Here is a 13,611-nt window from a genome sequence, read left to right as displayed (position 1 = left end):
CGTCGACCCACGTCACGGCCCCGAGGATCGTACGCGGTCCGCGGACACGCGTCGCGCGGCCGCCCCGGTCAGCTCGTGACGACCGCGCCCGCCGCCGCCGTCCAGCGGATCGCGCCGTGCTCGAAGGTCTGCGTGCACCCTGCCACGGGATCGCAGGCCAGGACGGTGGACGTCGGCAGGCCGAGGGGGCCGTCGGCGCCGCCCGACGCGGTCCAGCGCGCGCCGATGATGCCGCCGACGAGGTGCGCCCCCGTCCGCGACGACCAGGTCGCCGTCGCCCGCTCGAACCGCTGCAGGCACGAGCCGGACCCCGCGCACTCCGCGCGGGACTCCACGGCGTAGCCCACCGCGGCCGCGCCGCCCGACTGCTGCCACCGGGCGTCGATCACGGCGGGCACGGCCTGCGCCCCCGTCCGCGCGCTCCAGCCGATCGCGCCGCCGTCGAACGTCTGCCGGCAGCCCGCGGTCGGGTCGCACGCCAGCACGGTCGACGTCGGGAGCCCGAGCGCCGACGCGGCGCCGCCGAGGGCCGTCCACCGCGCGCCGATCACGCCGCCGACCATCCGCGCGTCGCGCCCGGGGGCCCACACGGCCGTCCCGCGCTCGAAACGCTGCGTGCAGGGACTCGTGGTGCAGCCGAGGACCGTCTCCACGGGGAACCCCACGCCGTGGTCCCAGCCGGTGGCCCGCCACTCGGCGAGCACCGCCGCGCCCGCGGCGCGAGCCCCGGTCGCCGCCTTCCACGCGATGACGCCCCCGGAGAAGGTCTGAGCGCACCCCGCGCCCGGGTCGCACGCGAGCTGGGTCGACGTCGGGTAGCCCAACGAGCCCGGGGCACCGCCGAGCGCGTCCCAGGTCGAGCCGAGGATCCCGCCGATGATGTGCGCCCCGGTGGCCCCGGACCACGTCACGCGGCCGGACTGGAACCACTGGGTGCAGCCCGCCGCGGGGTCGCAGCCGAGCACCGTGGTGGTCGGGTAGCCGATGCCGGCGGCCAGGCCGCCGGAGGCCTTCCACCGGCCGTAGACCGCCCCGCCCACGAGCTGCGCGCCGGTCCCGGGCGACCAGGTGATCACCCCGGACTGGAAGGACTGCGTGCACCCCGACGCGGGGCAGCCGAACACGCTGTCCGTGGGGTACCCGATCGCCGCCTGCTCCCCGGACGCCCGGTAGCGGTTGAGGATCAGCCCGCCGACCGCCTGGGCGCCGGTCTGCGGCGACCAGTACACGTCCGCGCCCGTGAACTGCTGGACGCACCCGGCCGGGGCGAGGTCGCAGCGCTGCCCCGTCACCGGCACGCCGATCGGGCCGTCCGGGCCGCCCCAGCGGTCCCACAGCAGCCGCATCTGCGGGCTCACCGAGGGGCCCGAGCCCCACTCGGGCCACGACAGGTACCAGGTGGTGGCGGCCTGCCGGACGGTGCCCAGCCGGTCGTACGCGGCCTGCCCGGGGCAGGACGTGAACGCGGTGTCCCGGTGGGCGAAGATCGCCGGCAGCTGCACGACCGACCCCGCGGGGTAGCGCGAGTTCTCGCCGCCGCCGGTGCGGTAGGTGATGGTCGACCGCGGGTCCACCTGGTAGGCCGCCAGGCGCCACGCCGCGACCTGGCCCACGGCGTCGAGCTGGGCGCCGGAGGGCACGGTCGTCGAGTAGTCGCCGAGCATCGAGATCCCGACGGTCCCGGTGTTGAACCCGCCCGCGTGCACGCCGATGACCGGCTGCGTCAGGCTGTTCGCCCGCCCCTCGTAGATGTTGCCGAACTTGTCGACGAGGAAGTTGTAGCCGATGTCGCACCAGCCACGGGACTCGATGTGGTACCGCTGGTCGTTGCGGATCTGGGCCATCGCCTCGGCCGGGTTCGCGTAGGCGTTCGACCCGGCGGTGTGGTGCACGACCGCGCCGACGATCTGCTGCGCCACGTCGGGAGTGCACGACGGGGCGCGCGCGCCCCACTCGGCGCGGGAGATCACGCGCGGGGGGCTCGTGACCGCGCTGCCGAGGCTCGCCGTCGACACCCGGGCGTCCACCGGGGCGGTCACATCGCCCGCCGACACGAGCGCGAGCCGCAGCCCCCCGGCCGCCGCCGCGTCCGCCGTGGTCGACAGCTGCACCGCGTCGGACGACCCCACCCAGAGCGCGTCCGTGCCGCCGCGCGCCGCCAGGCGGTCGTCCACCGTGCCGTCGTCCGGCGTCTGGTCCGTCGGCTCGGCCGTCCCCAGCGTCTGCCAGTCGCTCCACACGCCGTCGGTGCGGGTGCGGACCTGCGCCTCGAGGCCGGTCGCGTCCAGCCCGGCCGGCCAGGTCAGGCCGACGGTCTCGAACTCGCCCGTCTCGACGGCGCTGCTCACGACGCGGTCGGGAGCGGACGCCTCCTCCAGGACCAGGTCGTCCGCGCCCTCGACCACCTCGGTCGGGTCCGCGTCGAGGTCCGGGGCGTCGGCCGCATCCGGGGACGCGGGCTCCGGGGCCGCGGGCTCGGGAGCCGTGGCCTCCGGCGTCGGCTCGACCGTGCCGGGGTCCGCGGTCGGGGCGGCGCCCTCCGGCTCCGTGGGGTCCGCGGCCTCGGGCTCGGCCGCCCGGAGGCTGCGCGCCCCCGCCGCCGGCTCGGGCGCGGCCAGCGTGACGTCGAGCTCCGTGACCCCGCCGTCGGCCGGCGCGGCGGTGGCCGGCGCCGGGCCGGCCGCCGCGCGCGCGTCCGCCTGCGCCGGCACGGCGGTCACCGTCGCCAGCGCCAGGCAGACCAGTGCCGGAACCCATCCCCGAACCCGCATGGTGTCTCCCCCTCGGTGTCCCGCTCGCGCCCTGCCGGAAGCCCCGGCACCGACGCTCACTGCCGGTAGGCGCCCGTCGCGCCGGACCAGCGGATCGACCCGCCCTGGAACGTCTGGACGCAGCCCGCGGCCGGATCGCAGCCGAGCACGGTCGACGTCGGCAGCCCGAGCGTCGAGTCCCGCCCGCCCAGCGCCTTCCACAACGTGTAGATCTGCCCGCCGACGAGGTGCGCCCCGGTGCCGCTCGACGACGCGATGGCGCCGCCCTGGTAGTCCTGCACGCAGCCGGCCGCCTGGTCGCACGCGAGGGTGGACGTCAGCGGGCGCCCGATCCCGGCCTGCGCGCCGCCCGAGTCCGCCCACCGGCTGTGGATCGGGCCCGTGATGGCCAGCGCCCCGCGCTCGGGCGTCCAGTCGATCGCGCCGGCGCTGAACGTCTGGACGCACCCGTCCGGTCCCGGGCAGGCGCCGACCGTGGTCGTCGGGTACCCGAAGACGGTCTCCGCCCCCTGGCCGAGGTAGAGCGCGGCGACCGACTCCTGCACGGCGTGCGCCCCGGTGGCGGCCGACCACGTGACGGCGCCGCCCGCGAAGTTCTGCCGGCATCCGGAGGACGCGCAGCCGAGAACGGTGTCCCTCGGGTAGCCGAGGGCGGACGCCGCGCCGCCGGCCGCGCGCCAGCGGCCGTAGATCGCGCCGCCCACGAGGTGCGCGCCGGTGGCCTGCGACCACGCCACCGCGCCGGTCTGGAACTGCTGGACGCAGCCGCTCGCCGGGCACGACTGCACCGACTCGGTGGGCACGCCGATCCCGGCACCCAGCCCGCCGGAGGCCTGCCACCGCGACCAGATGAGCCCGCCGACGAGCTGCGCGCCCGTCGCGCCGGACCAGGTCATGGCACCGGACTGGAACGTCTGGACGCACCCGGTCGCCGGGCAGCCCTGCACCGTCGACGTCGGGTAGCCGATACCGGCCGCGAGGCCGCCGAGGTCCTGCCAGCGCCGGTAGATCACCCCGCCGACGAGCTGGCCGCTGCCCGAGCCGGACCACGTCATGACGCCCGACTGGAAGCGCTGCACGCAGGGGCCCGTGCACGTGACGAGCGACTCGACCGGGACGCCGATGCCGGCCGCGGGTCCGCCCGCCGCCATCCAGGCCTGGGCGACCTGCTCCGCGACGACCTGGACCCCGGTCGCGGACGACCACGCGATCGCCCCGCGCTGGAAGTTCTGGGCGCACCCGCTGGCGGCGCAGCCGAGCACCGTCGAGGTCGGGTAGCCGAGGGCACCCGTCGCGCCGCCCTCCCGCTGCCAGCGGGCGCCGATGATGCCGCCGATGATGTGCGCGCCCGTCGCGCCCGACCAGGTGATGAGGCCGGACTGGAAGCTCTGCGCGCAGCCGGCGCCGAAGTCGCAGGACAGCACGGTGGACGTCGGGTAGCCGATGCCGGCGGAGAGCCCGCCCTCGGCGATCCACCGCTGGTAGATCTGGCCGCCGACCAGCTGGGCCCCGGTGGCGCCCGACCAGGTGATGACGCCGGACTCGAAGGTCTGGGCGCAGCCCGCCCCGGCGTCGCACGACAGCACGGTCGACGTCGGGTAGCCGATGCCCGCGGCGGGGCCGCCGGACGCCTCCCAGCGCGACAGGATCAGGCCGCCGACGGCCTGGGCACCGGTGGTGGGCGACCAGAAGATCGTCGCGTTCGTGAACTTCTGAGAGCACCCGGTCGGCACGAGGTCGCAGCGCTGGGATGCGATCGGCTGGCCGAGGGCCCCGGCGCCGCCGCCCCACGCGTTCCACAGCTCGGTCATCTGCGGGCTGACGCCGTAGCCGCTCGTCGGGCCGAACCAGTCGGTGAAGTAGTTCCAGAAGTTCCGGTTGCCGTACGAGGAGCACGCGTCGCCGGTGCCGTAGCCCGCCGCGAGCGCCGCGGCGTTCGGCTGGTAGGGCGTGTAGTTGTACAGCCCGGCGGTCGCCTGGTTGACGATGTAGACCGGCGACGTGCCGCAGGCGGCGTTCGGGTGGTAGCGGACCGCGTTCGTCGCACCGGCCCGGTGGGCGTAGCTGCCCGGCCGGGCCGCGTAGACCTGGAACTGCCGGGCCGCCTGGTAGACCTGGTTGAAGAACCCGCCGTACTGCTCCTGGCAGGGCGCGGTGTCGGAGCAGCCGAAGCCCATCGCGCGCTGGTACCGCGTGGCCGTGGCCGCCGCGCCGGTCGTGGTGACGAGGCCCTGCTCCTTCTGCAGGATCACGGCGAGCACCTGGGGGTTCACGCCGCAGGCGCGCCCGACCTTGACGAGGATCGTGGAGGCGCGCTCGTCGGCGGCGCCTGCGTAGCCCGAGCAGTACGCGTCCGCGCTCCGGCTCGGCGTCGACACGCGGTAGTTCTTCAGGCAGGGGCTGCCGTCGCTGCCGACGGAGCAGCCGGCGCCCTTCTGCTCGAGGAACTGCTGCAGGGCCGCCTCGCCGATGCGGGTGCCGTCGAAGAACACCTCGTCGCTCATGATGTTGCCCGCGCTGAAGCCGGAGAGGTCCGCCGCCGCGGCAGGCGCGGCGGTGACGACCTGCGTCGCGACGGTGCCGCCCACCGCCGCGAGCAGCGACGCGAGCAGCGAGACGACCACCAGGAGCGCCGTCGGGCGCCGGCGGGCCGTCACGGCACCACCACCGTGGTCGAGGCCTGGCCGCGGCCGGAGGGCGAGTCGTACGACACGGTGACCTTCCAGGTGCCCGACGACGCCGGGACGGAGAGCGTCCCGCACGACGTGGTCGTGGCGTCCGCGACGCCCTCGCGGTCGTCGTCCCGCGTGGTCGACCCCGACCGCGCGGACAGCGCGCACGTGCCGCCGTCCTCGATGGTGCCCTCGACGTAGGAGCCGACCTCGAGCGCGCCCTGCGTCACCTCGGCGAACGTGATGACCACCGAGAGACCGTCCGCCGGGGCCGGCTCGGCGGAGGCCGGCGGGTCCGCCGGCTGCGCACCGGGGTCCGCGCCGGGGTCCGTCCCCGCGTCGGTCCCGGCGCTCGTGGTCGGGGCCGGTGCGGTCGCGGACGCGGACGCGGTGGGTCGCGGCGCGTCCGACGGCGCGGCCGACGTCGACGGCGCGTCACCCGCCCGGGAGCCGGAGTCGGAGCAGGCGGTCGCCAGCAGGGCGACGGCGAGCAGGAGCAGCGGCAGCCGGCCGGCGCGGCGGAGGCCCTGGTGGTGCCCGGGCGCGGGATGAGGTCTCATGGCCCGCCGATCGTGGCATCCGGCTCGGTCCCCGTCTCGCCGCCGCGCCGGGAGCGGCGGCGATTCCACTACCCTGGACCCACCCGTCTGGAGGAGGAACCCCCCGTGCGCATGCTCGTCACCGGCGGAGCCGGATTCATCGGCTCCAACTTCGTCCACCAGGTGGTGCGAGAGCACCCCGAGGTCGAGGTGACCGTGCTCGACGCCCTCACCTACGCCGGCGACGAGAAGAGCCTCGCGCCGGTCTGGGACCGCATCACCTTCGCCAAGGGCAGCATCGCCGACCACGACGTCGTCGACGACCTGGTGAAGAACAGCGACGTCGTGGTCCACTTCGCCGCCGAGTCCCACAACGACAACTCCCTGCACGACCCGTGGCCGTTCGTGCACACCAACGTGATCGGCACGTACACGCTGCTCGAGGCCGTGCGCCGCTACGACGTGCGCTACCACCACATCTCGACCGACGAGGTCTACGGCGACCTCGAGCTGGACGACCCGGCCAAGTTCACGCCGGACACCCCGTACAACCCGTCGAGCCCCTACTCGTCGACCAAGGCGTCGTCCGACCTCCTGGTGCGCGCGTGGGCCCGCTCGTTCGGCGTGCGCGCGACGATCTCGAACTGCTCGAACAACTACGGGCCGTACCAGCACGTCGAGAAGTTCATCCCGCGCCAGATCACCAACGTCGTCGACGGCATCCGCCCGAAGCTCTACGGCACCGGCGAGAACGTGCGCGACTGGATCCACGTGGAGGACCACAACTCCGCGGTCTGGGACATCATCACGAAGGGCCGGATCGGCGAGACCTACCTCATCGGCGCGGACGGCGAGGAGAACAACAAGACGGTCGTCGAGCTCATCCTCGAGCTCATGGGGCAGCCTTCCGACGCCTACGACCTCGTGAGCGACCGGCCGGGCCACGACCTGCGCTACGCGATCGACTCGACCAAGCTGCGGACCGAGCTCGGCTGGGCCCCGCGCTACACCACGTTCCGCGACGGCCTCGCGGCCACCGTCGACTGGTACCGCGCGAACGAGGCGTGGTGGCGGCCGCAGAAGGACGACACCGAGGCGAAGTACGCCCAGCTCGGGCGCTGACCCCGGCGGGCCGGCGCCGGGCGTGCGACCAGGAGTGATGTCTCCACGAATCCTCCACGCCCCTCCCCCCGGGGTTCCGCCGGCCGGCCCGACCCGACCTCCTATCCTCGTCCGGTGACCAACCGCCACGCCGCACCCGCGCGTCCGCGCGCCGTCCGCCACGCCCGCAGCTCCGGGCGTCACCGGGTGCTCCGCGGCGTCGCCCTCGTCACGGTCGCGCTCGTCATGGTGGGCGTGTCGGGTGCCAGCGCCCTGTACATCAAGCTGCAGACGAACATCGCCACCGTCGACGTGGCGTCGCTGCTCGGCCCGGGCCCGTCGCCGGTGAGCACCCCCGACGAGGACCCGGAGCCCGACGACCCGAACGCGGGCCGGGCGCTCAACATCCTCGTCCTGGGGTCGGACTACCGCGACGCGGCCGCGATGGCCGCGGAGGGCGAGGACACCGCGGGCATGCGCGCGGACACCACGATCGTGGTCCACGTGTCGGCGGACCGGCAGCGCGTGGAGCTCGTCTCCATCCCCCGCGACTCGCTCGTCTCGATCCCGTCCTGCCAGATGTCCGACGGCTCGACGACCCGGGCGCGCTCGCAGGCGATGATCAACGAGGCCTTCGCGATCGGCTGGGACAACGGCGGCGACCTCGCGTCGGCCGCGGCCTGCTCCGGCCGGGCGATCCAGGAGAACACCGGCCTGACGATCGACCACTTCGTCGTCGTGGACTTCGGCGGGTTCCAGTCGATGGTCAACGCCATCGGGGGCGTCGACATCTGCATCCCCAAGGACCTGTACGACCCGTACACCGGCCTGACGCTGTCGGCGGGGCAGCAGGTCCTGTCCGGCGAGGACGCGTTCAAGTTCGCGCGCGCCCGGCACGGCAACGTCGGCGACGGGTCCGACATCGCCCGGATCGGCAACCAGCAGCGCCTCATCGCGGCGATCGTCAACCAGGTGTTCTCCCGCGACGTGATGACCAGCGCCCCGACCCTGCTGCAGTTCCTGGGCGCCGCCACCAGCTCGCTCACGATCGACAGCGCCCTGGACCTGCAGTCGCTCACGGGGCTCGCGTGGAGCGCCCGCTCGGTGCGGCTGGACGACATCACCATCCTGACCATCCCGTGGGCCGCGGCGGCGTCCAACAAGAACCGGGTGGAGTGGACCTCGGAGGCGGACGTGGTCTGGGCCAACATGGCCGCGGACGAGCCGGTCGTGGGTTCGGAGGAGCCCACGGCGACGGACCCCGGCACGGGGACCGGCACGGAGACTCCCGATGCGGGAACCACCGCGCCGGCCGCGCCGGAGACGCAGGCTCCGGCGCCGGCGCAGACCAAGGAGGCGGGCCGCGAGGCGTTCACGCCAGCGGACGTCACGGCTGTCTGCTGAACCCGGGCGCGGTACGCGCCGCACCGGGCTCCCCGGGCGGCCGACCCGCCGCGCGTACGATCGACGGCGCAGCACCAGCGAAGAGACACGTGAGGGGGCTTCGTGCCGAGCAAGCCGACCGGTGAGGACCGGCTCCCGCCGACCTTCGAGCCGTCCGCCCGGCAGTCCCGGCCGGCGGCCGACGACGCGCGTCCCGTCGGACCGGCCCCGCGGCGGACGATGGCCCGCCCCTCGCCGCCGGCCCGCCCTGTGCCACCGGCGTCCGCGGCCGCCGCAGGCGCACCTCCCGCGATCGAGCCGGACGCGACGCACCGCGCGGCCCCGCCGCGGCGCAGCAGGCAGCCGGCCCGGCCCGTGCCGGGACGGCACCCCGCGCAGGACGCCGGACCCGCCGACGCGCCCGTCGGCACCCCGCGGCGCACGACCCCGCGCGGCGGCGGCACCGCGCCGCGGCCGGCCGGCCCGTCGCCGGCAGGGGGCGGCCCCCACGCCCGGCCTGCCGCGCCCGCCGCCGCGCCCCGGCGGCGATGGCGCCGCCGGGGCGTGCTCTCCGTGCTGGCGCTCGTCCTCGTGCTCGTGCTCGCCTGGCCCATCGGCCTCGCCATCTGGGCCAACGGCCGCCTGCGCCACGTCGACGCCCTCTCGGGCGCGGCCGACACCCCCGGCACCACGTACCTGCTCGCCGGCTCCGACGAGCGCGCCCCCGGCGAGGAGGACGGGACAGCCGGTGCCCGCGCCGACACGATCATGCTGCTGCAGGTGCCCGAGAGCGGCCCCGCGGCGCTCATCAGCATCCCGCGCGACACGTTCGTCGAGATCCCGGGCTTCAGCGCGAGCAAGATCAACGCCGCGTACTCGTGGGGCGGCCCCGCGCTGCTGGTCGCGACGGTCGAGCAGCTGTCCGGTCTGACCGTCGACCACTTCGTCGAGGTCGGCTTCGGCGGCGTCGAGGGCGTCGTCGACGCGCTCGGCGGCGTCGAGCTGTGCTCGGACCTCGACGTCACCGACCCGATGACCGGCCTGGTGTGGACGCCGGGCTGCCACATGACCGACGGCCACGACGCGCTGATGTTCGCCCGGATGCGGTACGTCGACCCGGAGGGCGACATCGGCCGCGCGAAGCGGCAGCGGGAGGTCATCTCGGGGATCACGTCCTCGGCCGCCTCCCCGTCCACCCTGGTGAACCCGGGTCGCCAGGTGTCGCTGATCCGCGCGGGGACCGACGCCATGACCCTGGACCAGGGCACCGACGTGGTCGACCTGGGCCGGCTCGCGCTGGCGTTCCGGTCCGCGACCGGGACTGGCGGGATCACCGGCACCCCGCCGATCCGCAGCCTCGACTACCGCCCGGGCGACGGCATCGGCTCGACGGTGCAGCTCGACCCGGACCAGACGCCGACGTTCTTCCAGCAGGTCCGCGACGGCACGCTCCCGCCGGGCGTGGTCGGCGGCGTGCCGTCCTGACCCGCTGTCAGGCCGCCGGCTGCGACGGGACGCGAGGCCGCGCGAACCACGGCAGGCGGGTCCGCAGGTCGAGCGCGGGGCGCTCCACCAGGTGCCACGAGCCGTAGGCCAGCGCGAGCGAGGCGCCCGTGACGACGACGACGTCCACCCACGCGGGGTGCGCCGGGGCGAGGTCGAGGACGACCTGCTGCACCGGGAACGCGAACAGGTAGAGCCCGTAGGACAGGTCCCCGAACCGGGCGGCGTCCCGCGCGACGGGCCAGCCCCGCAGGCCGACGACGAGCACCACGTACGAGAGCGCGAGCCACGAGGCGCGGACCGCCCACGCCTCCCCCGCCAGCGACGCCAGCCCCCACAGCGCCAGCGCGCCGACCGCGACGTCCCCGCGCAGCGCACGACGCGGGAGGTGCAGCCGCAGCAGGGCGGCGACCGCGAAGTAGATCCAGGTGCCCGCGGCGGCCGTGAGGCTCGACCCCAGCACGCGCACGTCGCCGTGCTCCACGAGGACGACCGAGCCCGCGCCGAACGCGACGAGCACCGCGGTCTGCCAGCGCCCGCGGAGCGCGACGGCCAGCAGCCCGGCCCCGAGCACCAGCGCGTAGCAGATCACCTCCGCGCGCAGCGTCCAGACCGACCCGTTGACGACGCCCGGGTACGGCACGTCCGTGAACACGCCGGGCAGCCCGTCGGCCGGCAGCATCACGAGGTTCCGCAGGTACCGCCAGGTCTCCGTCGAGCGCGCGTACTCGCCGAGCGGCAGGTCGGTCATGAGCGGCCCGAGGACCGCCACGGACAGCAGGACGACGACCCACAGCAGCGGCAGGATGCGCAACGCGCGGCTGACCACGAACTGCGGCACCGACCGCGAGCGCTCCCAGCTGCCCGTGATCAGCCAGCCGCTGATGACGAAGAACACCGCGACCCCGAGCACGTGCACGTGGATGCCGAGGAACGCGGGCGCCTGCTCGGGGGCGCCCCGCAGGACCGCCGCGTGGCCGACCACCACCGCGAACGCGGCGAGGAGCCGCAGCGCGTCGAAGTTGTTCGTCCGGCGCTCGGCACCCAGGGTGACCGACGCCGGGGAGGCCGAGCTCACGGGACGGCGCGCCGACTGCGCGTGCGCCCGCGGGACGCGTCCGGACTCACCACCCGGGAAGCCTAACGGGTGCCGGAGACCGTCCCCGCGGACGACCGTCCCCCGGTCCTCCCCGCCGGCGCGGTCCCCACCTCGTAGCGCGACCGCACGGCCCGGACGGCGCCGCGCACGCCCGCCGCGAGCCGCTCGCACCCCGCGGTGGTCGCCCGGCGCAGCCGCGGGCCGAACGGCCTCTCCACGAACCGGTGGATCACCCAGGCCAGCAGCAGCGAGACCGCCACCGCCGCGGCGAGCACCACGGCGACCGGCGCCCGGCCGGCGAGCAGGTGCACGACCCACAGGCCCCAGTACTCGTGCGTGAGGTACAGCGGGTAGGTCAGCGCCCCCGCGGCGGTCAGCCCCGCCCAGCGCCACCGGCCCGCCGGGGTGAGGGTCACGAGCGCCACCAGCGCGACGCAGGCGAGCAGGGCGGCGGCGAGCAGCGCCGGCCGCGGGGCGACGACGGAGTTCTGCCCGAGCGAGTCCATGCGCGCGGGCACCAGCGCGGCCGTCGCGAGCGCGGCGTTCCCGGCGACCAGCAGCCACGGCACGACCGCGTGCCCGGTGCGGTGGATCACGTAGAGCGCCATCCCGGCCGCGAACAGCGGGGCGTACGGCGCGACGAGCCACGTCACGGCGTCGGTCAGCCCGAGCACCCGCGCGAGCATCGCCGCGGCGGGCCACAGCGCGGCGAACCACAGCACCCGCCGGCGGGTGATCCCGATCGCCGCGAACACCGCGATCAGCAGGTAGAACCGCAGCTCCACCCAGAGCGTCCAGTACACGCCGTCGACGTGGTCCACCCCGAACAGGCTCTGCAGCAGGGTGAGGTTCACCAGCACCTGGTCGCCGGTGATCTCCTTGCCCGGCCAGACCAGCAGCAGGAGCCCCCCGGTCGCCAGCACCGCGACCCAGTAGCCGGGGTACAGCCGCCCGACCCGCGAGCCGATCACGTCCGGCATCGATCGCCCCCACGCCGTCATGAGGATGACGAAGCCGCTGATGACGAAGAACAGCTCCGGCCCGAGCGAGGTGTACACCGCCCACGACGAGACCGCCGGGGCCACCTCGGAGAGGTCCCGGCCCCAGGCGTCCGTCTGCCGGGTCGTGAAGTGGTACGCGAGCACGCCGACCGCCGCCAGGAACCGCAGCCCGTCCAGCGCGGCGAGGCGCGGAGCGCGGCCCGGGGCGCGCTCGGCGGGCGTGGCGGCGGTGGCGGGGCCGGAGGTCGTCCGGGTCGGCGCTGTGGTCGTCACTCCTTCGACGCTAAGCGCGCCGCGCGGGTTCCGCCCGTCGAGCGGGGGCCGCGCGGGAGGCCTCGACGGGACCTCCACACCCGTCCGGGATGCTCAGGATCCCGCCGCTCCGAGCGCGAGTATGATCGAGAGTATGAAGACGAGTGAGCGCGTCACGGTGAGCCTCCCGACCCCGGACCTGACGTTCCTCCGCGAGTACGAGCGGCGCCACGGCCTCGCCTCGCGGTCCGCCGCGTTCCACGCCGCGGTCGCCGCGCTCCGGGAGAAGGCGCTCGAGGAGCAGTACCTGCTGGCCGACCAGGAGTGGGACGAGTCCGGCGAGGCCGCCGCCTGGAACGGGGTGACGGCGGACGGGCTGGAGCCGGACGCGTGAGACGCGGCGAGATCTGGACGGTCGACCTGAACCCCGTCCGCGGCTCCGAGGCGGACAAGCGGGAGCGACCCGCGGTGATCGTCTCGGGGGACGGTCGCAACAAGGCGTCGGAGCGCACCGGTCGCGGCGTGCTCACCGTCGTCCCGCTGACCTCGGACGTCACCCGGGTGCTCGACTTCCAGGTCCTGGTCGCCGCGACACCGCGCAACGGGCTCGCCGTCGACTCGAAGGCCCGGGCCGAGCAGATCCGCGCGGTGGACGTCGGGCGGCTCGGCCGCAGGCTGGGAACGCTGACGCCGCAGGAGGCCGCCGCGCTGGACGAGGCGCTCCTGGTCCACCTCGCCCTGGTCTAGGCGCCGAACCCCACGCCCTGCCGGCGCCCGTCCCCGTGCTGCGCGCGCAGACGCTCGCCCTTGGCGTCCGCCTGGGCGCGGAGGGCGTCCTGGAACTCCCGCATCGCGGCGGCGACCCGGCGGGCGGTGTCGTCGGTCCCCGCCCCGAGGATGCGCGCGGCCAGCAGGCCGGCGTTGCGCGCCCCGCCGATCGACACCGTCGCGACCGGCACCCCGGCGGGCATCTGCACGATGGACAGCAGCGAGTCGAGCCCGTCCAGCCGGGCCAGCGGCACCGGGACGCCGATCACCGGCAGCGGGGTGACCGCGGCGAGCATGCCCGGCAGGTGCGCCGCTCCCCCGGCGCCCGCGACGATCACGCGCAGCCCCCGGCCGGCGGCGGTGCGGCCGTAGTCGACCATCTTGTCCGGCTGGCGGTGCGCGGAGACCACGTCCACCTCGACGGGCACGTCGAACTCGGCCAGCGCCTGGGCGGCGGCCTCCATGACGGGCCAGTCCGAGTCCGAGCCCATGACGATGCCGACGAGCGGGTCCATCTCCACC

General features: G+C 75.4%; 11 protein-coding genes. 5 read left to right on the top strand and 6 right to left on the bottom strand.

What is annotated here, in order from left to right:
• Positions 1 to 68: 68 nt before the first annotated feature.
• Genes HNR08_RS13680 through HNR08_RS13670 form a run of 3 tightly spaced genes read right to left on the bottom strand, consistent with a single transcriptional unit; the run spans position 69 to position 6,003 of the window.
• Complete coding sequence (locus HNR08_RS13680; RefSeq protein ID WP_146832495.1) at positions 69 to 2,771, bottom strand: N-acetylmuramoyl-L-alanine amidase; 2,703 nt, start codon at positions 2,769 to 2,771, stop codon at positions 69 to 71.
• A gap of 56 nt (positions 2,772 to 2,827) precedes the next feature.
• Positions 2,828 to 5,428, bottom strand: a complete 2,601-nt coding sequence (locus HNR08_RS13675; RefSeq protein ID WP_146832498.1) for a hypothetical protein — start codon at positions 5,426 to 5,428, stop codon at positions 2,828 to 2,830.
• Positions 5,425 to 6,003 (bottom strand): hypothetical protein, encoded by a 579-nt coding sequence (locus HNR08_RS13670; protein ID WP_146832501.1) that lies wholly within the window; start codon positions 6,001 to 6,003, stop codon positions 5,425 to 5,427. The genes HNR08_RS13675 and HNR08_RS13670 overlap by 4 nt, the downstream gene beginning before the upstream one ends.
• Positions 6,004 to 6,108: 105 nt before the next feature.
• Here HNR08_RS13670 and rfbB point away from each other — a divergent pair, with 105 nt between their 5' ends.
• The 3 genes from rfbB to HNR08_RS13655 all read left to right on the top strand — a co-directional run bounded on the left by rfbB (position 6,109) and on the right by HNR08_RS13655 (position 9,951).
• Positions 6,109 to 7,104, top strand: coding sequence for a dTDP-glucose 4,6-dehydratase (rfbB, locus tag HNR08_RS13665; protein ID WP_183835064.1), 996 nt, complete (start codon positions 6,109 to 6,111; stop codon positions 7,102 to 7,104).
• A gap of 114 nt (positions 7,105 to 7,218) precedes the next feature.
• Positions 7,219 to 8,487 (top strand): LCP family protein, encoded by a 1,269-nt coding sequence (locus HNR08_RS13660; RefSeq protein ID WP_246803174.1) that lies wholly within the window; start codon positions 7,219 to 7,221, stop codon positions 8,485 to 8,487.
• A gap of 543 nt (positions 8,488 to 9,030) precedes the next feature.
• Positions 9,031 to 9,951 carry an LCP family protein gene (locus tag HNR08_RS13655; RefSeq protein WP_246803175.1) on the top strand — a complete coding sequence of 307 codons (921 nt, stop codon included), beginning with the start codon at positions 9,031 to 9,033 and terminating at the stop codon, positions 9,949 to 9,951.
• A 7-nt stretch (positions 9,952 to 9,958) separates the two neighbouring features.
• Here HNR08_RS13655 and HNR08_RS13650 read toward each other — a convergent pair whose 3' ends face one another.
• A complete protein-coding gene (locus tag HNR08_RS13650) occupies positions 9,959 to 11,047 on the bottom strand; it encodes an acyltransferase family protein (RefSeq protein ID WP_183835062.1) in 1,089 nt (362 codons plus the stop codon).
• Positions 11,048 to 11,109: 62 nt separating this feature from the next.
• Positions 11,110 to 12,342, bottom strand: a complete 1,233-nt coding sequence (locus HNR08_RS13645; RefSeq protein WP_183835060.1) for an acyltransferase family protein — start codon at positions 12,340 to 12,342, stop codon at positions 11,110 to 11,112.
• 133 nt (positions 12,343 to 12,475) lie between these two features.
• On the opposite strand from HNR08_RS13645, the gene HNR08_RS13640 reads away from it, so the two are divergent.
• Both HNR08_RS13640 and HNR08_RS13635 read left to right on the top strand, forming a co-directional pair.
• Positions 12,476 to 12,715, top strand: coding sequence for an antitoxin (locus HNR08_RS13640; protein WP_246582348.1), 240 nt, complete (start codon positions 12,476 to 12,478; stop codon positions 12,713 to 12,715).
• A complete protein-coding gene (locus tag HNR08_RS13635; RefSeq protein ID WP_146840345.1) occupies positions 12,712 to 13,068 on the top strand; it encodes a type II toxin-antitoxin system PemK/MazF family toxin in 357 nt (118 codons plus the stop codon). The genes HNR08_RS13640 and HNR08_RS13635 overlap by 4 nt, the downstream gene beginning before the upstream one ends.
• On the opposite strand, the gene purE is transcribed toward HNR08_RS13635, so the two are convergent.
• On the bottom strand, positions 13,065 to 13,604 hold the full coding sequence (gene purE / locus HNR08_RS13630) for a 5-(carboxyamino)imidazole ribonucleotide mutase (protein ID WP_146840363.1): 540 nt from the start codon (positions 13,602 to 13,604) through the stop codon (positions 13,065 to 13,067). The genes HNR08_RS13635 and purE overlap by 4 nt on opposite strands.
• Positions 13,605 to 13,611: the final 7 nt, after the last annotated feature.

The organism is Cellulomonas hominis (genome assembly GCF_014201095.1).
GTDB lineage: Bacteria > Actinomycetota > Actinomycetes > Actinomycetales > Cellulomonadaceae > Cellulomonas > Cellulomonas hominis.
The sequence above is the reverse complement of the archived record's forward strand: the minus strand, read 5'-3'. Positions and strand labels throughout refer to the sequence as shown.

Bases quoted from the DNA above. Each gene is read 5' to 3' on its own strand.
- HNR08_RS13680 (WP_146832495.1), bottom strand. From the start codon at position 2,771: ATGCGGGTTCGGGGATGGGTTCCGGCACTGGTCTGCCTGGCGCTGGCG.
- HNR08_RS13670 (WP_146832501.1), bottom strand. From the start codon at position 6,003: ATGAGACCTCATCCCGCGCCCGGGCACCACCAGGGCCTCCGCCGCGCC.
- HNR08_RS13640 (WP_246582348.1), top strand. From the start codon at position 12,476: ATGAAGACGAGTGAGCGCGTCACGGTGAGCCTCCCGACCCCGGACCTG.
- purE (WP_146840363.1), bottom strand. From the start codon at position 13,604: ATGGACCCGCTCGTCGGCATCGTCATGGGCTCGGACTCGGACTGGCCC.